Here is a 17,249-nt window from a genome sequence, read left to right as displayed (position 1 = left end):
GTTACCCGGTCCGCGGTGCGTACATGATCACCGCGACGCCCGCCAGGCACAGCAGCGCGCCGATCACGTCGAAGCGGTCGGGCCGGTAGCCGTCGGCCACCATGCCCCAGGCGAGGGAGCCGGCCACGAAGATCCCGCCGTAGGCCGCGAGGATGCGGCCGAAATGGGCGTCCGGCTGAAGGGTGGCGACGAATCCGTAGAGCCCGAGCGCCACGATGCCCCCGCCGATCCAGGCCCAGCCGCGCTGCTCGCGCACGCCTTGCCAGATCAGCCAGGCACCGCCGATCTCCAGCACCGCGGCGGCGAGGAAGAGCGGGATCGAGCGCAGGACGGTCATTTACTCCCGCCGCCGAAGTAGTTGCCGTAAACACCGGGGGTGTTCTGGAACGTCACCACCGGCGGTGTCCACGTAGGACTGAGCGCGAAGGTGACCGCGCCGGCGATCGCGACGAGACAGGTCAGTGCCCCGGTCAGGGCTCCGGCCCGGGCCAGATCGCCGTCGTGCTCACGCGCGCCGCCGGTAATCCCGAAGACGATCGCCAGCGCGCCCGCGAGCAGCGCGACGAACCACAGGGCGCCGAGCACCAGCAGGAAGACCTGCCCGAGAAAGGCGTTTCCGGGAAACCCGAGCACCCGCGGCCGTACGAGCAGCCACGCCGCCCAGGTCGAAATCGCCAGCACCAGGCTGACGACGGCCACCGACACCGCCGCCACGGCCAGCCCGCGTCGGGGTCTGTCGGCCGGGTCTTCGCTCTTCTCGGGCTCCGTCATGGATTCAGTTATAGCGTGCCGGACCGGGCGTTCGGGGCATTCCGCCGACGCCGGGTGAACGCAGCCCCGCCAGCAGCAGGTCCAGCACCCGGTGGATGGCTTCGGGCCGGGCGGGGCGCAGTGACGAGATGGCCATGAGCGCGGCGCGGACGTCGGCGACCGAGACGCCCGGCCGCAGCGCGTTGTCCCGCTGCGCACGGGTGACGAGCCGCTCCAGCGCTGCCGACTGGGCCTGCCGGTCCTCACGGAAAACAGTCGCGTGTGGACCGAACAGGGCCGCGTTGAGGCCGGGGGCGCGGATCTGGTGCTCGGCGAACCAGGAGATGGCACCGCTCAGCGCGAGCCACGCGTCCGGCTCCGATTCCGCGGTCCGCATGCCCGCCCGGCAGGCCGCCACGTGCTCGGCCAGCGCCGCGCCGATCAGGTCGGTGCGCGCCGGGAAGTGCCGGTACAGCGTCGCGACGGCCAGCCCGGCGCGCCGGGCGACCTCGCGCATGGGCAGGTCCACGCCGTCGGCCGCGAAGGCCGCACGAGCCGTGGCCACGAGGTGCTCCCGGTTGCCGACCGCGTCGGCCCGGGCTTTCCGAGTCACTTCCCCGCGCTCCCTTCTCACTTCCCCGGCCGGCGGAACGTCTGCCCCGGAATCAGGTTTACCCCATCGAACGCCCGGACGGCCCGGGCGGGAGAGGTGAGCATGTTCGCTGTGCAGTTCGAGCGGTTCGGCCCGCCCGGGGTACTGGCCGTGGGCACCGCGCCCGAGCCGCGTCCGGGCCCCGGTCAGGTCCGCATCGCGGCCAGGACGGCCGCGGTCTCCCCCGTCGACCTGGGATTGCGCTCGGGTGGGACCGCGATGAGCCGGAATCTCGCCCTGCCGCACATTCCCGGCGTCGACGCCGCCGGGGTGATCGACGAGGTCGGCGCCGGCGTGACCGGCTGCACCGTCGGCGACGAGGTCTTCGGCGCGGTTGATGTGGCCCGCCTCGGCGGGGCGAGCGCGCGGTTCGTGGTCCTGGATTTCTGGGCGGCCAAGCCGAAAAGCCTGAGCTGGGCCGAGGCCGGCGCGGCAGGCACCAGCGTCGAGACCGCGACCCGTGCCCTGGACCTGCTCGACGCCGGCCACCGCGCGACCCTGCTGGTCGACGGCGCGGCCGGCGGCGTCGGCAGCATCGTGGTCCAGCTCGCCGTGGCCCGCGGCGCCCGCGTGATCGGCACCGCCCGCCCCGAAAGCCACCGGTTCCTCGAGGACCTGGGCGCGGAACCCGTGGACTACGGCCCCGGCCTGCCCGCCCGCGTCCGCGCGCTGGCCACCGGCCCGGTCGATCGGGCGCTCGACGTCGCGGGAGCCGGTTCCCTGGCCGAGCTGATCGACCTGACCGGTGCCACGGACCGGGTCGTGACCCTGGCCGATTTCGGCGCAGCCGGCCACGGCGTCCGCCTGTCCACCGGCCGGCTGGGCGGCCAGCCCGACGGCGTCCACGGACTCGCCACCGCCGCCGCACTCGCCGATCAGGGCCGGTTCCGCGTTCCCGTCCGGGAGATTTATCCGGCGTCGCAAGCGGCCGAGGCCCACGAGACCGCCGCGAAACCGCCCCGCCGGGGAAAGGTGGTCCTCGATCTGCGCGATCTCGGCCGGCCCTGACCCGCTCAACGCAGCAGTTTCAGACCGGGCCACAGCTGCGTCCAGGTGCCGTGCGGCTGCCGGCACAGATAAATGGCCGCGTGCTGCTGAATCTCCTCGTCCGACAGGCCCCCAGAACCCGTAAGCGTTGTGGCCCGCTGCCCACCGGGTTACGCAGGCCTTCGGCGGGGCCGAGGTCTCCGGCACCGGGCCGGCCGCGACGCTGTTCGCCCAGCAGCCGGCGTTGCGGCCGCCCGGCGTTGAGGCACAACCCGCGCACGCCGAGCATCAGCAGCAGGAGCATCGACGGGCCGGTCAGCAGGAGCAGCAGTTCGGGCACCTGGGTCAGCGCGCTGCCCTGCCGTCCGGCCAGCCGTCGGCGGCGTTCCACCGGATGTTGGGCGACGCGATCAGCAGGGCCAACGCCGCGGCCAGCCACGGTCCGGGGGTGCGCAGCGCCGCGCGCCGGGTGATCACCAGGCCGAGCGCGATACCGATGACCAGCGCGGCGATGGTGTCCTTGTTTTCCAGGCCCAGCCCGGCGAACAGGCCCGCGAGCAGCCAGGCCGGGATCGTGCCGAGCCGCAGCGCCCGCGCGGTCGCGACCATCACCGCGAGCCAGCGCAGCTGATCGGTGCCGGTGGTGCCGAACAGCGCCGAGGCGGCCACGTACGCCGGGCAGGCCGTCACCGCGGCGGCCGAGATCAGCTGGGCCCGCCGCCGCGCGCCGAGTTCGGCGGCGAGCTTCGCGGCCAGCAGCACGCACCCGGCCGCCGCCGCGATGGCCAGGACACGCAGCGGCACCACGCCGCCGGGCAGCGCGGCGGCCAGCCGGGCCAGCACCGGGGTCAGCGGCGGCTGGTCGACATAGCCCCACGCGGGGTGGCGGCCGGTGATCACGTAGTAGAACTCGTCGCGGTGCCAGCCGTAGCGGGCGGCCACGGCCAGGTGGACCACCGCCACCACCCCGGCGATCAGCAGGACCGGCCGCCACGCGTGGGCCGGCTTCAGCCTCCTCGGTCAGCGCTACCGTCTCTGCCACGGTTTCCCTTCCCCCAGCGGAACCGGCCGGCAGGAACGCGGCCAGCAGCAGATGGCGCACGGTGCGCCGGCAGTCGTCGTCGACGAGCATCAGCGAGTCGGGGTCGCCGTGCCGGTGCCAGGCGAACCAGGCGATGGTCTCCACGAGGAACCGGGCCGAGGCCGGGACGGGCCGCGGGTGGCCGGACTTGATGCGCCGCCGCAGGTACTCGCCCAGCTGTTCCAGCAGTCCGCGCCGGCCCCGCACGAAGTGCAGCTCGGCCAGTTCCGGAAGGTCGCGCGCGCAGCTCTCGACCAGCGCGAGCAGCCGCTGGTTGCCCTCGATGTACCCGTACAGCTGATCGATGATCCCGCCGAGCTCATCGGCCACCGGCCTGGTCCGCCGACCGCGCGTTGACCGCGGCGATCCCGGCCCGGCCCTCAGGTGCAGGAATGCCAGGTACAGCAAGGTTTTCTTGCCGTCGGCAGAGGTGTGGAGGGCGCCGTGGCTCAGCCCGAGCGCGGCGGCCACGTCGGAGATCCCCGCCGCCTTGTAACCCTTGTCCGTGAACACCCCCGCCGGTCGCGATCTCGCCCAACGGCCGCGGCGGCACCCGTCCTCGCATACGGCGGGTATTGACTGAACGAGTCAGTCAGTCAAACGCCGGTCCACCTTCGGCTGGTCCACCGGATCAGTCCCGCAAGTCCTCGGCCGAGAACGAGCGGCGCTCGGCGAGCTGGGCCAGGTGTGCTTCCAGGGTTTCGAGCTGCTCGGGTCCGATCCGGGCGGCCCAGCGGCTGCGCACGTCGTCGAACAGCGCGCTGCCGACGGTCATCAGCTCGCGGCCTCGAGGCGTGACCCGCACGCGCTTGCGGCGCGCGTCGGCGGGGTCGGGCTCGCGGTCGACGTAGCCGAACTCCTCCAGTGCGGCGATGGTCTGCGCGGCGGCCTGCTTGGTGACCGACATGCGGCGGCCGAGCTCGGAGGCGGTGTCCGCGCCCGCGTCCACGGCGCGCAGGGCGAACTCGTGCGCGGGGCGGACGCCTTCGTGGCCGCGCTTGGCCAGCTCCACGTGCACCTCGTCGACCATGGTGTGGAAGCCGCCGAGCAGCAGAAGCGCGAGCTCGGCGCCGCTGGACTGTGCCATGGGCCCGATCATACGAGGCCCGCCGGTATGGACAAGTCGATTGTCTATCTTCTAGAGTTGGACAAGCAACTTGTCTATCGGCTCGATAGGAACCCCATGAATCGCCTCGCCGCCACCATCCCCGGTGTCGATCACCACCGCGTCCGCCTCAACGGCACCGAGCTGCACTACGTGGCCGCCGGCGCCGCCGGGTCTCCCGTGCTGCTGGTGCACGGCTTCCCGGAGACCTGGTGGGTCTTCCACAAGCTCATTCCCCTGCTGAGCCGCCACCATCGGGTGTTCGCCGTCGACTTGCGCGGATTCGGCGACTCCGCCACCGCCGCCCCGGACCACGACAGCGCGACCGCCGCGAAGGACCTCAGCGACCTGATCGCCGGCCTGGACGTGGGCCCCGTCCACCTCACCGGCCAGGACATCAGCGGCCCCACCACGTTCCGCGTCGCCGCGAACCACCCCGAACTCCTCCGCAGCTTCACCGGAATCGAGACCGCGCTCCCGGCATTCGGCGCCGAGCGGCTCGCCGACGTCGCCCACGGCGGCGCCTGGCACATCGGCGTCCTCGCCGCCCCCGGCATCCCGGAGATGCTCCTCGCCGGGCGCGAGCGCACGTTCCTCGCCGACTACGCGATCCCTTCCCTCGCCGGGAATCCCGACGCTTTCACCGACGGCGACATCGACGAACTCGTCCGTTCCTACGCCCGGCCCGACGCGTTCGCCGGCGCCGCCGGCCTCTACCGCTCCCTGCTTTCGGACGGCGAAGAAATCCGCGGACTCGCGGCCCGGAAACTGGATCTGCCCGTTCTCGCGGTGGCGGGTTCCCCGGGCCGCACCCCTGCGATGCTGCGGCAGGTCGCCACCTCCGTGACCGCGGTCCACATCGAAGAGATCGGCCACTACGTCGCGATGGAAGCCCCCGACCGGCTCGCGGCCGCCCTCCAGTCCTTTTACGCGGGCATCGATCGGAACTGACGGCGCTGAAGCCGGCTCAGCCCGCTTGCCCGGCGGAATCCGGCAGAAGCGACGGGCCGAGGTCGGCAGAGCCGGTCGCGGCGAGCATGGCGGTGTCACCGGCGAGCGGGGCGGCGCCGAGGTCGGTCTTCATCGCGCCGGCCAATTGGCCGGTCAGCATGCACTGCGCGGCGAGTTTGACGCCAAGGGGCAGCACCTGCGGCTGAATGCCGGCCTGCAGCACGTTGACGTAGAACACGTCGACCGGGCTGGGCCGGTTGTCGACCTTCGCCGTGGCGACCAGGGTCAGACCGCGGGTGCGCACGTCGAGGCCCGTCAGAGTCAGGTGCCGGCCGGCGGCGTTGCCGAAGTCGAACCCGCCGGGCAGCGTGGCGTGCGCCTCGGTGATGTCCAGATTGGACTCGCCCACGACGGCGAACTTCACGCAGGACCGGCCGTCAGCGGTCGTCGACTGGGTGGCCGGCGCGATCGCGGCCATTCGCAGGCCGTCGGCGGTGAAGGCGCGCTGCGCCGCGGCGTTCAGGCAGACGGTCAGCACACCGTTTCGGATCTTCAGCGGCGGCAGCGGCGAAGCCGCGGCGATTCCGGTGGCGGCCGACAGAGACACGACAGCAAGGGCGGCGACAGCCGCCAGACGGGCCTTCACAACCAGGAGTCCTCTCGTAACCATCCTTTGTGGACGGCAGGAGCGTAGCGGTGATCATCCGCGAAAGAGACCCGCTTACACCTATCGAGTGCCCGCCGGCTCGGGGCGGTTCAGCGCCGGCGAGGCCAGGTCACTGGATCGTGGTTACGCGGTAACGCAAATGCGTGGCGTCGCGACCTTCGAGCCGGCGGACGAGCTCCAGTTCGATGTGGCCGTGTCCGGCCGGCTCGAACAGCCGCCGTCCGTCGCCCAGCAGCACGGGGACGAGGTGCAGCTCGAGTTCGTCGAGCTGGCCGGCCGCCAGCAACGCCTGCGCCGCACCGGCGCCGTGGACCAGCACGGCTCGATCCCCCGCTGCTGCCCTGGCCTCGTCGGCACACGCGTTGACGTCGGTGTAGAACTTCGCGCTGCCCGGTGGCTCGTCGGCCGGGTCGATGTGGTGGGTGAGCACGTGGATCGGCACGCCATCGTGGTGGTCGCCCTGCCATCGGCCGGCCAGCTCGAACGTGCGGCGCCCGGAAATCACCGCGCCGGTCGCCGCGGCCTCGGCGTACACCTGCCCGTTGATCCCCTCGGACAGCCGGTCGTCGAGCCAGTTGAACAGCCGTCCCCCGTCGCGGCCGAGTTCCTGGCCCGGCCGGTCGTCCGGCCCGGTGATGTACCCGTCGACCGACATGGACATGTACAGCCGCAACGGTGTCCGGCTCATCCTCATTCCCCTTCCTCCGGCCAATCGGCGGCGCTCATGCCGGCGGCCGGCCAGCAAGTCCAGGGTCTCGGCCATCGGCTCGACCTGCACGACGAGGTGACTCACGCCGGGAAGGGCACACGACCGACGACCTCGTAACCGACAGCCTCGTAGAACGCCAGCGACCGCCTGGGATCGGTCACCCGCAATCCGACGTGCAGCGTTCTCATCGCGGCGGGTACGGCATGGCGTACGGCATCGGCTGGGTGGGTCGCTTCGCCGCCGTCAGCGCGACGATGCCGATGACCGCGGCGACGATGAGCGCGACGAACACGAACAGTGCGGCTATCAGGTACACCAGGCGGAAGCTGAAGGTGTCCGAGACCAGCCCGCCGAGGAGCGGCGCGATCGCCAACGCGACGACACCGAGGCCCGCCGTCAGCGCGGCCGCGACACCGCGACCGGTGCGGAGCCAGCGGATCAGTGCGGCGGTCACGCCGATGGCCGCGCCCGCGCCGAGTCCGTTGAGCACTCGCCCGACCAGGAGCAGGCCGCCGTTGGGGGTGAAGGCGATCAGCAGCACGCCGAGGAGCATGAAGCAGATCGCGGGCACGGTCACCGACGTCGGGAAGCGCGCGCCCAGCAGCAGACCGGCCGGGAGGGCGATCGCGGCCGCGACGAGGTAGGCGACGAGCCCGCTCAGCAGCAGCGCCTGGTTGGACAGGTGCAGGTCGACCTGCAGGACCGACCGGCCGTCGAAGCGGTAGATCACGGTGAGCAGGAACAGGCCGATCAGGGCGGCCAGCCCGGGCCCGATGACCAGCCACCACGGCGGTCCGGCAGCCGGGCGCGGGTGATTCTGCATCGGCGGCGTCACGTACATGCGCACACCTTAGGGCGTCGGGCGGGGTGAGCGGACCCCTCGAAGCCGCCCCTTGCGGGTTGGCTCAAACCGGGCTACTTTCGATACGAGACGGTAGCGTATCGAAAGCAAGGTACAGCGTGAGCACTTCGGAGTCCGAGCAGCTGTCGATGGAGGCGGTGGCCGGGCGCCGGTCGCGGCAGCGCTCTTCGCCAAGGCCGCTTCCGCGGTGATCTTGCATCGCATCGCGCGATCCGGCCGATTCACTCGCACACGAGGAGACTTGATGAAAGCAGTACGTTATGACCGTTTTTCCGGCATCGACGGGATTTACCTCGCGGACGTCCCCGAGCCCGTTGCCGGCCCGGGCGAGGTGGTGGTCCGGGTCCAGGCCGCGGCGCTCAACCCCGGGGCGCTACCGGCGCTGCACGGCAGTTCCTACACGCCGGGTCGTGATCTCGCCGGCGAAGTCGTCGCAGCCGATGTGCCCGGCTTCACCGTCGGCGAACCGGTGCTGGGCCGGCTCCAGAGCTGGGACGCCCACGCCCAGTTCGTCGCCATCCCCGCGGACCAGCTGGTGAGCAAGCCACCAGCCCTCTCCTGGGACGTGGCAGGCTCGCTCCACACCACACCGATGGCGGGCCTCGGCGCCCTCCGCGCGGTGGAGCCCCGGCCAGGCGAAACCATCGTGATCTCGGGCGCATCCGGCGGCGTCGGATTCACCGCCGCCCAGCTCGCCCTCCGCGCCGGAGCAACAGTGATCGGCCTGACCAGCGCCGCGCACTTCGACCTGCTCCGACACCACGGCATCAAACCGGTCCAATACGGCGACGGCGAACAGGAACGGATCCTCGCCACCACCGACCGAACCGATGCCTTCATCGACACCGTCGGCGGCGGTTACCTCGACCTCGCCCTCAACCTCGACGTTCCGGCCGACCGCATCAACACCGTCGTCGATTACCGCGGAGCAAAAGAAAAGGGCGTCAAATCCCTCGGCACGACCGATGCCGGCGGCCTCCCGGCCCTCGCCGAGCTGGCCGCCCTCGCCGCTGCCGGCGACCTGCACATCCCCATCGCCGCAACGTACCCACTCACCGCCGTCCGCAACGCCTATCAAGCCCTGGCCGACCGCAAGACCCACGGACGCATCGTGCTGCACCCCCAAGACCTCGGCTGAACGGCCCCGCACTACGGCTGACGAGGATAGGCGTAGACGGTGGTTTTCGACGCCGCGTAGACCGCGTTCTGCGAGGCGCAGGCGAGCCACTCCGCGGTGGCGCCGCTGGATGCGGCACCCGATTCGGCCCAGGCGATGGCGCCCGTTTTGCCGTCCAGGGCAAGGAAACCGTCGGGGCTCAGGCTGACCGCGCTCGAGGTGGGCACGAGGACCAAGTCCGCCGAGGTGATCACGCCCGTGATCATCGGGCGCGGGACCGGCGTCGCCCATGTCTTGGCGCCCGTGCGCGGGTCGATTCCCCATACCGTGTAAGCGGTTTCTCCCGATTCCGTTTCGTGGTGCTCGCCGACGACGAGCAGATCGGCCGCTACGCCGGCCCTGCTGATGCCGGTCGACGCCTGGAGCGCCGTCGGGCGCTGGGCACCGGTCGCGGCGTCCAGGACCACCAGCCGCTCGCCGGCGACCGCCAGGACGTCCGCGACCGACACGAGGCTCGTCGGGCCATTGCCCGTGGCCGTACCGGGGATGGCCCACAACTGGTTTCCGGTTGTTACTAATCCGACCGGAAGTAGGCGGACACGGGCCGCAGCCGATTTGCTTTTAGGGACCCTTTTCCGCCGTGGCTGTAGTCGGATTAGTAACGGCTGGCACAGTATGTGCAGGCAGAGGGTGGCGGTGTAGTCCTGGAGGTAGCACCGCTGGCCGCCGATGACGGCGAGGCCGCGGTCGTAGGCCGTGAGCGCGCGCCGCCACAGCTGATTGCCGCTGGACACCTCGATCGCGACGATTTCGTTCGTGGTGCCGAGCAGGGCGGTGGTGCCGTCGAAGTCGAAGACCCGAGTGAAGCCGGCGCCGCGGGCGTTGCGGCCGACGTCGTGGCTGAACTGCTGTTTGCCATCCGAACCGAGGGCGAACAGCAGCGTCGAGTTGGTCTCGTCGTTCTTCGCGTTCCCGAACAGCGACGAGCCGTGCAGGCCGAGCCAGGAGACGCCCGAGTAGCCGGCGGGCAGGTCCGGCCGTCCCGTCCACCGTGGCGCGCCGGTCGCCACGTCGAACGCCTGCGCCACCGCGCTGTCCCACCGGACGACAACACTGCCCAGCACGCCGAGGTCGCCGCTGCGGTCGCCGTTGTCGAACTCGTGGTCCAGGGCCTGGGTCCAGGTCGGCGCGGGGCCGCTGGGCACAGGCGCCCCGGCGGGTGGCGCCGGCTCTTCGCCGCCATGTCCGGCGTCGCGGGTCAGCGTGACCGCGGCGACGCCACCCGCGGCAGCAAGGCCGACGGCGCCGGCAATCCACAGGAACCGGCGTCGATTCGACCTCGGCGCGGCCGGCGGGACGGCGACTTCCCGCGGACGGCCAGGAAATCCGGCTTGCCCCTGCGGACTCCACGCGGCGGGCTCGACCGCTCCCCGCCCGTTGAGCACGTCGGCCCCTGGAGCCGGGGCCTGGGCGACCGCCCCGAGAGCACCCAGCCCAGGCGCGACGCACTGGTGCGCGGTCCACTGGCCGCCGTCCCACCAGCGCAGGCCCGGGCCGCCGGCCGGATCCTGGTACCACCCCGGTCGCGTCACCACTCGTCCGCTCCCCCGGTGATCGCAAGCCAACCCGACGGCGATGAAATCCCGATGACACGATCAGCGCTCGAAAAAGGGCCACCCCGCACCGAAATGCGGGGTGGCCCTGGGAAAAGCGTGGATCAGACGGTGAAGCCGAGGGCGCGCAGCTGCTCACGGCCGTCGTCGGTGATCTTCTCCGGGCCCCATGGCGGCATCCAGACCCAGTTGATCCGGAAGTCGCTGACCAGGCCGCCGGAGGTCAGGGCCGCCGAGGTCTGATCTTCGATCACGTCGGTCAGCGGGCAGGCCGCGGACGTCAGCGTCATGTCGAGCGTGACGGAGTTGTCGCCCTCCACGTGGATGTCGTAGACCAGGCCGAGGTCGACGACGTTGATGCCCAGCTCGGGGTCGACCACGTCGCGCATGGCCTCCTCGATGTCCTCGATCTTCGCCACGTCGGCCGGGACCGCGCCGGTCTGCTCCGGCAGGTCGGCGGCCGTGCGGCCCTCGCGGTGCTCCGCGGTCTCGGCGGCCGCGGTGGCGGTTTGGGTCTCTTCGCTCATGCCTTCTCAGCTCCTGTGGTGGTGCGGGCCACGGCGTCCTTGAACGCCATCCAGCCGAGCAGGGCGCACTTGACGCGGGCCGGGTACTTGGCGACGCCCGCGAAGGCGATCCCGTCCTCCAGCACGTCCTCGTCCGGCTCGACCTTGCCCTTGCCCTGCATCAGTTCCACGAAGGCGTCCATGGTGGTGAACGCCTCCTCCACGGTGTGCCCCACGACGAGGTCCGTCATGACGGACGTCGAAGCCTGGCTGATCGAGCAGCCCTGGCCCTCGTAGGAGATGTCGGCGACCTTGCCGCCGTCCACCTTCACCCGCAGCGTGACCTCGTCCCCGCAGGTCGGGTTGACCTGGAACGACTCCGCGTCGAACGGGTCGCGCAGGCCGCGCCCGTGCGGGTTCTTGTAGTGGTCCAGGATGATCTCCTGGTACATGCTCTCGAGGTTCATCAGGCAACCCCGAAGAACTTCTGCGCCTCGCGGATCCCGTCGACGAGCGCGTCCACTTCGGACAGTGTGTTGTACAGGTAGAACGTCGCCCGCACGGTGGCGGGCACCCCGCACGCCCGGTGCAGCGGCCACGCGCAGTGGTGGCCGACCCGCACCGCGATGCCCAGGCTGTCGAGCACCTGGCCGGCGTCGTGCGGGTGCACGCCGTCGATCACGAACGACACCGTGCCGCCGCGGTCCGCCAGATCGGTGGGCCCGACGATCCGGACGCCGTCGATCGCGCCGATCCCGGCCAGCGCCCGCTCGGTGAGCAGGTGCTCGTGCGCCGCGACGCGGTCCATGCCGATCGCCGACAGGTAGTCCACGGCCGCGCCGAGCCCGATGGCCTGCGAGGTCATCGGCACGCCCGCCTCGAACTTCTGCGGCGGCGGCGCGAACGTCGTCTTCTCCATCCGGACCAGCTCGATCATCGAACCGCCGGTGAGGAACGGCGGCATCGCCTCGAGCAGCTCGGTGCGGCCGTACAGCACGCCGATGCCGGACGGCGCCAGCATCTTGTGCCCGGAGAACACGGCGAAGTCGACGCCCAGCGCGCCGAGGTCGACCGCGCCCTGGCCGTAGAGCCCGTGCGGGACCGACTGGCAGGCGTCGAGCAGGGTCAGCGCGCCGACCTGCTTCGCCTTGGCCACCAGCAGCTCGACCGGGTTGATCGTGCCCAGCACGTTGGACTGGTGCGCGAACGCGACCAGCTTCGTGCGCGGGGTGATCAGCTCGTCGAGGTCCGACAGGTCGAGCCGGCCCTCCGGGGTCACCTTGAACCACTTCAGCGTCGCCCCGGTGCGCTGGCACAACTGCTGCCAGGGCACGAGGTTCGCGTGGTGCTCCATCTCGGTGATGACGATCTCGTCACCCGGGCCGACGGCGAACCGGCCGGCCGCGCTCTCGGGGTCGGTGGCCGCGTTGCTCATCGCGTACGCCACCAGGTTGATGCCCTCGGTGGCGTTCTTGGTGAACACCAGCTCCTCCGGGGAGGTCCCGGTGAACTCCGCGATCCGGGCCCGGGCGGACTCGTACGCGTCGGTCGCCTCCTCGGCGAGCTGGTGGGCCCCGCGGTGCACGGCGGCGTTCGAGGTCTCGAGGAACCGCCGCTCGGCGTCGAGCACCTGCGTCGGCCGCTGTGAGGTCGCGCCGGAGTCCAGGTACACCAAGGGTTTCCCGTCGCGCACGGTGCGGGACAGGATGGGGAAGTCGGCGCGCAGCGCCGCCACGTCAAGGGGAACAGAGTTGGTCGGGCTGTTCGAAGCCGTGGTGGTCATCGAGCCAACTCCTCTCTCGGTGTAGTCGGGAACTTCGGTGGTGCGCTTGGTGAAACCGTCAGATCGCGGCCGGCTCGGCCTTGCCGACGTACTTCACGTAGCCGTTCTCCTCCAGCTCGTCGGCCAGCTCCTTGCCGCCCGACTCGACGATCTTGCCGCCGGCGAAGACGTGCACGAAGTCCGGCGTGATGTGCCGCAGGATCCGGGTGTAGTGCGTGATCAGCATGACGCCGACCTCACTCGAGGCCTTGTACTCGTTGACGCCCTCGGAGACGACGCGCAGCGCGTCCACGTCGAGGCCGGAGTCGGTCTCGTCGAGGATGGCGAACTTCGGCTTGAGCAGCGAGAGCTGGAGGATCTCGTGGCGCTTCTTCTCGCCGCCGGAGAAGCCCTCGTTGACCGAGCGCTCGGCGAACTCCTGCGAGATCTCGAGCTTGTTCATCTCCTCCTTGACCTCCTTGACCCAGTGGCGCAGCTTGGGGGCCTCGCCACGGACCGCGGTGACTGCGGTGCGGAGGAAGTTGGACATCGACACGCCGGGCACCTCGACCGGGTACTGCATGGCGAGGAACAGGCCCGCGCGGGCGCGCTCGTCGACGCTCATCTCGAGCACGTTCTCGCCGTCCAGCAGCACCTCGCCGGAGGTCACCCGGTACTTCGGGTGGCCGGCGATCGCGTACGACAAGGTGGACTTGCCGGAGCCGTTCGGGCCCATGATCGCGTGGGTCTCGCCCGACTTGATCGTCAGGTTCACGCCCTTGAGGATCTCCTTGGCGCCCTCGTCGGTCTCGACCGAGGCGTGCAGGTCCTTGATTTCCAGGGTAGCCATTTCTTCGTTTCCTAAGTCAGAGAGCGGTCAGGCGCCAACGGCTTCGAGCTCGGCCTCGATCGCGGCTTCGAGGCGCTCGCGCACCTCGGGGACGTCGATCTTCACCAGGATCTCGTGGAAGAACCCGCGCACGACCAAGCGCCGGGCGGCTTCTTCGGCGATCCCGCGCGACTGGAGGTAGAACAACTGCTCGTCGTCGAACCTTCCCGTCGCGCTCGCGTGGCCGGCGCCTTCGATCTCGCCGGTCTCGATCTCCAGGTTCGGCACGGAGTCCGCGCGCGCGCCCGGGGTGAGCACCAGGTTGCGGTTGAACTCGTAGGTGTCGGTGGCTTCGGCGGCGGCGCGGATCAGCACGTCGCCGATCCAGACCGAGTGCGCGCCGTCACCCTGCAGCGCGCCCTTGTAGCCCACCCGCGACTTGCAGTTCGGCACCGCGTGGTCGACGAAGAGGCGGTGCTCCTGGTGCTGGCCGCCGTCGGCGAAGTAGACGCCCAGCATGTCGACGTCGCCGCCCTTGTCGGCGAAGGTCGCCGTCGGCGAGATGCGGACCAGGTCGCCGCCGAGGGTGATCACGGTGTGCCGCAGCGCCGCGTCGCGGCCCAGCTTCAGGTGCTGCTCGGAGACGTGCACCGCGTCGTCGGCCCAGTCCTGGACGCTGACCACGGTGACCTTGGCGCCGTCGCCGATGACGAACTCGACGTTGTCGGCGTAGGTGCCGGAGCCGACGTGGTCGAGCACGACCACGGCTTCGGCGAACGCCTCGGCGCGGACCTGCAGGTGCCCGTACGCGACCTGGTCGACGCCGGGGCCGTGGATGCGCAGCACCGACGGCTTCGACGCCTTGGTCTCCTTGGGCACCGTCACCACGGTGGCCTTGGTGAACGACGAGTAGGCCTGCGCCGCGATCCGGTCGCTCGGCACGCCGGCCTCGCCGAGGCGCGCGTCTTCGCGGCCGACGGTCTCGATCTTCAGCTCGGGGGCGGTGTCGGTCTCCAGCGTGATCTCGCCGGTGGCGGGCGCGCTGCCGTCGTGCAGGCCGCGCAGCCGCTTCATCGGCGTGAAGCGCCAGTTCTCCTCACGGCCGCCCGGGACCTCGAAGGCCTCGACGTCGTAGGAGGTGAAGCGCTCCGCGCGGGAAGCCGCCGGGACGACGGCTCCCTCACGCAGCGCTTCGGAAACGTTGTTCTCGGTAACCGACATGACTAGCCGACGGACCCTTCCATCTGGAGCTCGATCAGGCGGTTCAGCTCGAGCGCGTACTCCATCGGCAGCTCACGCGCGATGGGCTCGACGAACCCGCGCACGATCATCGCCATCGCCTCGGCCTCGTCGAGGCCGCGCGACATCAGGTAGAACAGCTGCTCTTCGCTGACCTTGGACACCGTGGCCTCGTGGCCCATGGACACCTCGTCGTTGCGGATGTCCACGTACGGGTAGGTGTCCGAGCGCGAGATCGTGTCCACCAGCAGGGCGTCGCAGACCACGCTGGAGCGCGAGTGGTGCGCGCGCTTGGCGACGCGGACCAGGCCGCGGTAGGACGTCCGGCCGCCGCCGCGCGCCACCGACTTCGACACGATGGTCGAGGAGGTGTGCGGCGCGAGGTGCTCCATCTTGGCGCCCGCGTCCTGGTGCTGGCCCTCGCCCGCGAAAGCGACCGAGAGGACTTCGCCCTTGGCGTGCTCGCCCATCAGGAAGACCGACGGGTACTTCATGGTCACCTTGGAGCCGATGTTGCCGTCGATCCACTCCATGGTCGCGCCCTCTTCGCACTTGGCGCGCTTGGTGACCAGGTTGTAGACGTTGTTCGACCAGTTCTGGATCGTCGTGTAGCGGCAGCGGCCGCCCTTCTTCACGATGATCTCGACGACCGCGGAGTGCAGCGAGTCGGACTGGTAGATCGGCGCGGTGCAGCCCTCGACGTAGTGCACGTAGGCGTCTTCGTCGACGATGATCAGGGTGCGCTCGAACTGGCCCATGTTCTCGGTGTTGATCCGGAAGTAGGCCTGCAGCGGGATGTCCACCTTGACGCCCTTGGGCACGTAGATGAACGAGCCGCCGGACCACACCGCCGTGTTCAGCGCGGAGAACTTGTTGTCCCCGGCCGGGATCACCGAGCCGAAGTACTCCTCGAACAGCTCCGGGTGCGTCTTGAGCGCGGTGTCGGTGTCCAGGAACAGGACGCCCTGGGACTCCAGGTCCTCGCGGATGGAGTGGTAGACGACCTCGGACTCGTACTGCGCCGCGACGCCGGCCACGAGGCGCTGCTTCTCCGCCTCGGGGATGCCGAGCTTGTCGTAGGTGTTCTTGATGTCCTCGGGCAGCTCTTCCCAGCTGGTGGCCTGCTTCTCGCTGGAGCGCACGAAGTACTTGATGTTGTCGAAGTCGATCCCGGTGAGGTCGGCGCCCCAGTTGGGCATCGGCTTCAGCTCGAAGAGCTTGAGCGCCTTCAAGCGGGCGTCGCGCATCCACTCCGGCTCGGACTTCTTCGAGGAGATGTCGGTGACGACGTCCTCGTTCAGCCCGCGACGGGCGCTGGCGCCCGCCTCGTCGGAGTCGGCCCAGCCGAACGCGTACTTGCCAAGGGACTCGATGGTCTCTTCCTGGCTCAGTGGCGCGGTGGTGGGAGTGCGCTGCTCGGCAGCGGCAGTCATGCGGGTTTCCCTCCATTCGGGATCCGTGCTGTGCGCCCCTGAGGCGGCGGCGTCGCCGCTTCCGCCTCGGTGGGCCTGGTGCTGTCCGGCTCGGGATGGGCCGGGATACCCGTCGCGGTGACGGGTACGTGTGTGGTGCACGCGTTGTCGCCGCGTGCGATCGTCGCCAGCCGCTGCACGTGGGTGCCGAGCAGCCGGGCGAACGCCTCGGTCTCGGCCTCGCACAGCTGCGGGAACTCCGCGGCCACGTGCGCGACCGGGCAGTGGTGCTGGCAGAGCTGCGCTCCGACGTTGTGGCCGGGGCCGCCCGGGGCACCGACCTGACGGGTCGACGCAGCGTAGCCCTCCCTGGTCAGGGCGGTCGCCAGGGCCTCGGCGCGGATCACCGGGTCACCGGATCCGGTGATCGCCGGCTTGTGCGGGCCGACAAGGGCCTCGACCCGGCTCTCGGCGAAGGCGCGCACGGCGTCCGGCCCCGCGTGCTCGGCGAGGAAGCGGATGGCCGACACGGCGAGGTCGTCGTAGGCGTGGCCGAACCGGGCCCGGCCCGGCTCGGTGAGCAGGAAGAGCTTGGCGGGCCGGCCGCGGCCGCGCGGCTCCCGGCGGGACGCGTCCCGGGTCTCCGCCTCGCCGTCGGCCACCAGCGCGTCCAGGTGCCGGCGTACCGCCGTCGGGCTGATCCCGAGTTGCTCCGCGACGACCGCCGCGGTCATCGGGCCCTGCTCCAGCAGCAGCCGCGCCACCTCGTGGCGGGTCCGGCCCTCGGCCGCGTTCACGGCGCTGACCTGCACGGGAACGCCGACGGACGCGGCACGCGGCTCGTCGCCGCCCACCTCGTCCGGGGTCCCGTTCTTTTTCACAACACAAGTGTGTCTTATTTCCCCGCCACGGGCAAAGGCGGGGCGTCCGCCAGTGACCCGCATCACCCGTGAGGGCGACTCGATACCCTTCCAAGCGTGGCAGTCGGCGAACAACCCGTGCAGCGG

20 protein-coding genes are annotated in these 17,249 nt (G+C 70.7%); 4 read left to right on the top strand and 16 right to left on the bottom strand.

Translation table 11 applies throughout. From position 1 onward, the window contains the following. Position 1: 1 nt before the first annotated feature. Genes BMY97_RS21780 through BMY97_RS21770 form a run of 3 tightly spaced genes read right to left on the bottom strand, consistent with a single transcriptional unit; the run spans position 2 to position 1,363 of the window. Complete coding sequence (locus BMY97_RS21780) at positions 2 to 337, bottom strand: YnfA family protein (protein WP_091618918.1); 336 nt, start codon at positions 335 to 337, stop codon at positions 2 to 4. Then, positions 334 to 771, bottom strand: a complete 438-nt coding sequence (locus BMY97_RS21775; protein ID WP_177231476.1) for a hypothetical protein — start codon at positions 769 to 771, stop codon at positions 334 to 336. Before BMY97_RS21775 ends, BMY97_RS21780 begins: the two co-directional genes overlap by 4 nt. Positions 772 to 775: 4 nt before the next feature. Beyond that, positions 776 to 1,363: a TetR/AcrR family transcriptional regulator gene (locus BMY97_RS21770; protein WP_245787427.1), complete on the bottom strand. Its 588-nt coding sequence runs from the start codon at positions 1,361 to 1,363 to the stop codon at positions 776 to 778. 102 nt (positions 1,364 to 1,465) lie between these two features. Between BMY97_RS21770 and BMY97_RS21765 the strand changes: the two genes are divergently transcribed. Then, positions 1,466 to 2,410, top strand: a complete 945-nt coding sequence (locus BMY97_RS21765; protein WP_091618913.1) for an NADP-dependent oxidoreductase — start codon at positions 1,466 to 1,468, stop codon at positions 2,408 to 2,410. 324 nt (positions 2,411 to 2,734) lie between these two features. Here the strand turns inward: BMY97_RS21765 and BMY97_RS21760 are convergent, their stop codons facing one another. After that, positions 2,735 to 3,346, bottom strand: coding sequence for a glycosyltransferase family 39 protein (locus BMY97_RS21760; protein ID WP_218156827.1), 612 nt, complete (start codon positions 3,344 to 3,346; stop codon positions 2,735 to 2,737). Positions 3,347 to 3,482: 136 nt separating this feature from the next. Between BMY97_RS21760 and BMY97_RS47795 the strand changes: the two genes are divergently transcribed. Then, positions 3,483 to 3,827, top strand: coding sequence for a hypothetical protein (locus tag BMY97_RS47795; protein WP_218156826.1), 345 nt, complete (start codon positions 3,483 to 3,485; stop codon positions 3,825 to 3,827). A gap of 274 nt (positions 3,828 to 4,101) precedes the next feature. Here BMY97_RS47795 and BMY97_RS21750 read toward each other — a convergent pair whose 3' ends face one another. After that, on the bottom strand, positions 4,102 to 4,557 hold the full coding sequence (locus BMY97_RS21750; protein WP_425425309.1) for a MarR family winged helix-turn-helix transcriptional regulator: 456 nt from the start codon (positions 4,555 to 4,557) through the stop codon (positions 4,102 to 4,104). A 96-nt stretch (positions 4,558 to 4,653) separates the two neighbouring features. On the opposite strand from BMY97_RS21750, the gene BMY97_RS21745 reads away from it, so the two are divergent. Further along, on the top strand, positions 4,654 to 5,526 hold the full coding sequence (locus BMY97_RS21745) for an alpha/beta fold hydrolase (protein ID WP_091618906.1): 873 nt from the start codon (positions 4,654 to 4,656) through the stop codon (positions 5,524 to 5,526). A 16-nt stretch (positions 5,527 to 5,542) separates the two neighbouring features. Here the strand turns inward: BMY97_RS21745 and BMY97_RS21740 are convergent, their stop codons facing one another. The 3 genes from BMY97_RS21740 to BMY97_RS21725 form a co-directional block, all read right to left on the bottom strand. Next, positions 5,543 to 6,133 carry a hypothetical protein gene (locus BMY97_RS21740; protein ID WP_143086246.1) on the bottom strand — a complete coding sequence of 197 codons (591 nt, stop codon included), beginning with the start codon at positions 6,131 to 6,133 and terminating at the stop codon, positions 5,543 to 5,545. A 169-nt stretch (positions 6,134 to 6,302) separates the two neighbouring features. Beyond that, a complete protein-coding gene (locus BMY97_RS21735; protein ID WP_091619178.1) occupies positions 6,303 to 6,881 on the bottom strand; it encodes a dihydrofolate reductase family protein in 579 nt (192 codons plus the stop codon). Between the two features lie 205 nt (positions 6,882 to 7,086). Beyond that, positions 7,087 to 7,743 (bottom strand): MFS transporter, encoded by a 657-nt coding sequence (locus BMY97_RS21725; protein ID WP_091618902.1) that lies wholly within the window; start codon positions 7,741 to 7,743, stop codon positions 7,087 to 7,089. 208 nt (positions 7,744 to 7,951) lie between these two features. Here BMY97_RS21725 and BMY97_RS21720 point away from each other — a divergent pair, with 208 nt between their 5' ends. Continuing rightward, positions 7,952 to 8,902, top strand: a complete 951-nt coding sequence (locus BMY97_RS21720) for an NADP-dependent oxidoreductase (protein ID WP_245787426.1) — start codon at positions 7,952 to 7,954, stop codon at positions 8,900 to 8,902. An 11-nt stretch (positions 8,903 to 8,913) separates the two neighbouring features. Here BMY97_RS21720 and BMY97_RS21715 read toward each other — a convergent pair whose 3' ends face one another. The 8 genes from BMY97_RS21715 to BMY97_RS21680 all read right to left on the bottom strand — a co-directional run bounded on the left by BMY97_RS21715 (position 8,914) and on the right by BMY97_RS21680 (position 17,123). After that, on the bottom strand, positions 8,914 to 10,473 hold the full coding sequence (locus BMY97_RS21715) for an outer membrane protein assembly factor BamB family protein (protein WP_143086245.1): 1,560 nt from the start codon (positions 10,471 to 10,473) through the stop codon (positions 8,914 to 8,916). Between the two features lie 125 nt (positions 10,474 to 10,598). After that, positions 10,599 to 11,021 carry a metal-sulfur cluster assembly factor gene (locus tag BMY97_RS21710; protein WP_091618898.1) on the bottom strand — a complete coding sequence of 141 codons (423 nt, stop codon included), beginning with the start codon at positions 11,019 to 11,021 and terminating at the stop codon, positions 10,599 to 10,601. Then, positions 11,018 to 11,467: a Fe-S cluster assembly sulfur transfer protein SufU gene (gene sufU / locus BMY97_RS21705; RefSeq protein WP_091618896.1), complete on the bottom strand. Its 450-nt coding sequence runs from the start codon at positions 11,465 to 11,467 to the stop codon at positions 11,018 to 11,020. The genes BMY97_RS21710 and sufU overlap by 4 nt, the downstream gene beginning before the upstream one ends. Beyond that, a complete protein-coding gene (locus BMY97_RS21700; protein WP_091618894.1) occupies positions 11,467 to 12,783 on the bottom strand; it encodes a cysteine desulfurase in 1,317 nt (438 codons plus the stop codon). The genes sufU and BMY97_RS21700 overlap by 1 nt, the downstream gene beginning before the upstream one ends. 58 nt (positions 12,784 to 12,841) lie before the next feature. Further along, positions 12,842 to 13,612 (bottom strand): Fe-S cluster assembly ATPase SufC, encoded by a 771-nt coding sequence (sufC, locus tag BMY97_RS21695; RefSeq protein WP_091618893.1) that lies wholly within the window; start codon positions 13,610 to 13,612, stop codon positions 12,842 to 12,844. 27 nt (positions 13,613 to 13,639) lie between these two features. Next, positions 13,640 to 14,812, bottom strand: a complete 1,173-nt coding sequence (gene sufD, locus BMY97_RS21690; protein WP_091618891.1) for a Fe-S cluster assembly protein SufD — start codon at positions 14,810 to 14,812, stop codon at positions 13,640 to 13,642. 2 nt (positions 14,813 to 14,814) lie between these two features. Continuing rightward, on the bottom strand, positions 14,815 to 16,263 hold the full coding sequence (sufB, locus tag BMY97_RS21685; RefSeq protein ID WP_091618889.1) for a Fe-S cluster assembly protein SufB: 1,449 nt from the start codon (positions 16,261 to 16,263) through the stop codon (positions 14,815 to 14,817). Further along, complete coding sequence (locus BMY97_RS21680) at positions 16,260 to 17,123, bottom strand: helix-turn-helix transcriptional regulator (RefSeq protein ID WP_245787425.1); 864 nt, start codon at positions 17,121 to 17,123, stop codon at positions 16,260 to 16,262. The genes sufB and BMY97_RS21680 overlap by 4 nt, the downstream gene beginning before the upstream one ends. Positions 17,124 to 17,249: the final 126 nt, after the last annotated feature.

Origin of the sequence: Amycolatopsis saalfeldensis (assembly GCF_900110575.1) — a bacterium.
Classification (GTDB): Bacteria; Actinomycetota; Actinomycetes; order Mycobacteriales; family Pseudonocardiaceae; genus Amycolatopsis; species Amycolatopsis saalfeldensis.
The sequence above is the reverse complement of the archived record's forward strand: the minus strand, read 5'-3'. Positions and strand labels throughout refer to the sequence as shown.

Coding starts and splice junctions, on each gene's coding strand:
- BMY97_RS21700 (WP_091618894.1), bottom strand. CDS start 12,783: ATGACCACCACGGCTTCGAACAGCCCGACCAACTCTGTTCCCCTTGAC.
- sufB (WP_091618889.1), bottom strand. CDS start 16,263: ATGACTGCCGCTGCCGAGCAGCGCACTCCCACCACCGCGCCACTGAGC.
- BMY97_RS21775 (WP_177231476.1), bottom strand. CDS start 771: ATGACGGAGCCCGAGAAGAGCGAAGACCCGGCCGACAGACCCCGACGC.
- BMY97_RS47795 (WP_218156826.1), top strand. CDS start 3,483: ATGGCGCACGGTGCGCCGGCAGTCGTCGTCGACGAGCATCAGCGAGTC.
- BMY97_RS21725 (WP_091618902.1), bottom strand. CDS start 7,743: ATGTACGTGACGCCGCCGATGCAGAATCACCCGCGCCCGGCTGCCGGA.
- BMY97_RS21780 (WP_091618918.1), bottom strand. CDS start 337: ATGACCGTCCTGCGCTCGATCCCGCTCTTCCTCGCCGCCGCGGTGCTG.
- sufD (WP_091618891.1), bottom strand. CDS start 14,812: ATGTCGGTTACCGAGAACAACGTTTCCGAAGCGCTGCGTGAGGGAGCC.
- BMY97_RS21710 (WP_091618898.1), bottom strand. CDS start 11,021: ATGAGCGAAGAGACCCAAACCGCCACCGCGGCCGCCGAGACCGCGGAG.
- sufC (WP_091618893.1), bottom strand. CDS start 13,612: ATGGCTACCCTGGAAATCAAGGACCTGCACGCCTCGGTCGAGACCGAC.
- sufU (WP_091618896.1), bottom strand. CDS start 11,467: ATGAACCTCGAGAGCATGTACCAGGAGATCATCCTGGACCACTACAAG.
- BMY97_RS21745 (WP_091618906.1), top strand. CDS start 4,654: ATGAATCGCCTCGCCGCCACCATCCCCGGTGTCGATCACCACCGCGTC.
- BMY97_RS21750 (WP_425425309.1), bottom strand. CDS start 4,557: ATGGCACAGTCCAGCGGCGCCGAGCTCGCGCTTCTGCTGCTCGGCGGC.
- BMY97_RS21735 (WP_091619178.1), bottom strand. CDS start 6,881: ATGAGCCGGACACCGTTGCGGCTGTACATGTCCATGTCGGTCGACGGG.
- BMY97_RS21765 (WP_091618913.1), top strand. CDS start 1,466: ATGTTCGCTGTGCAGTTCGAGCGGTTCGGCCCGCCCGGGGTACTGGCC.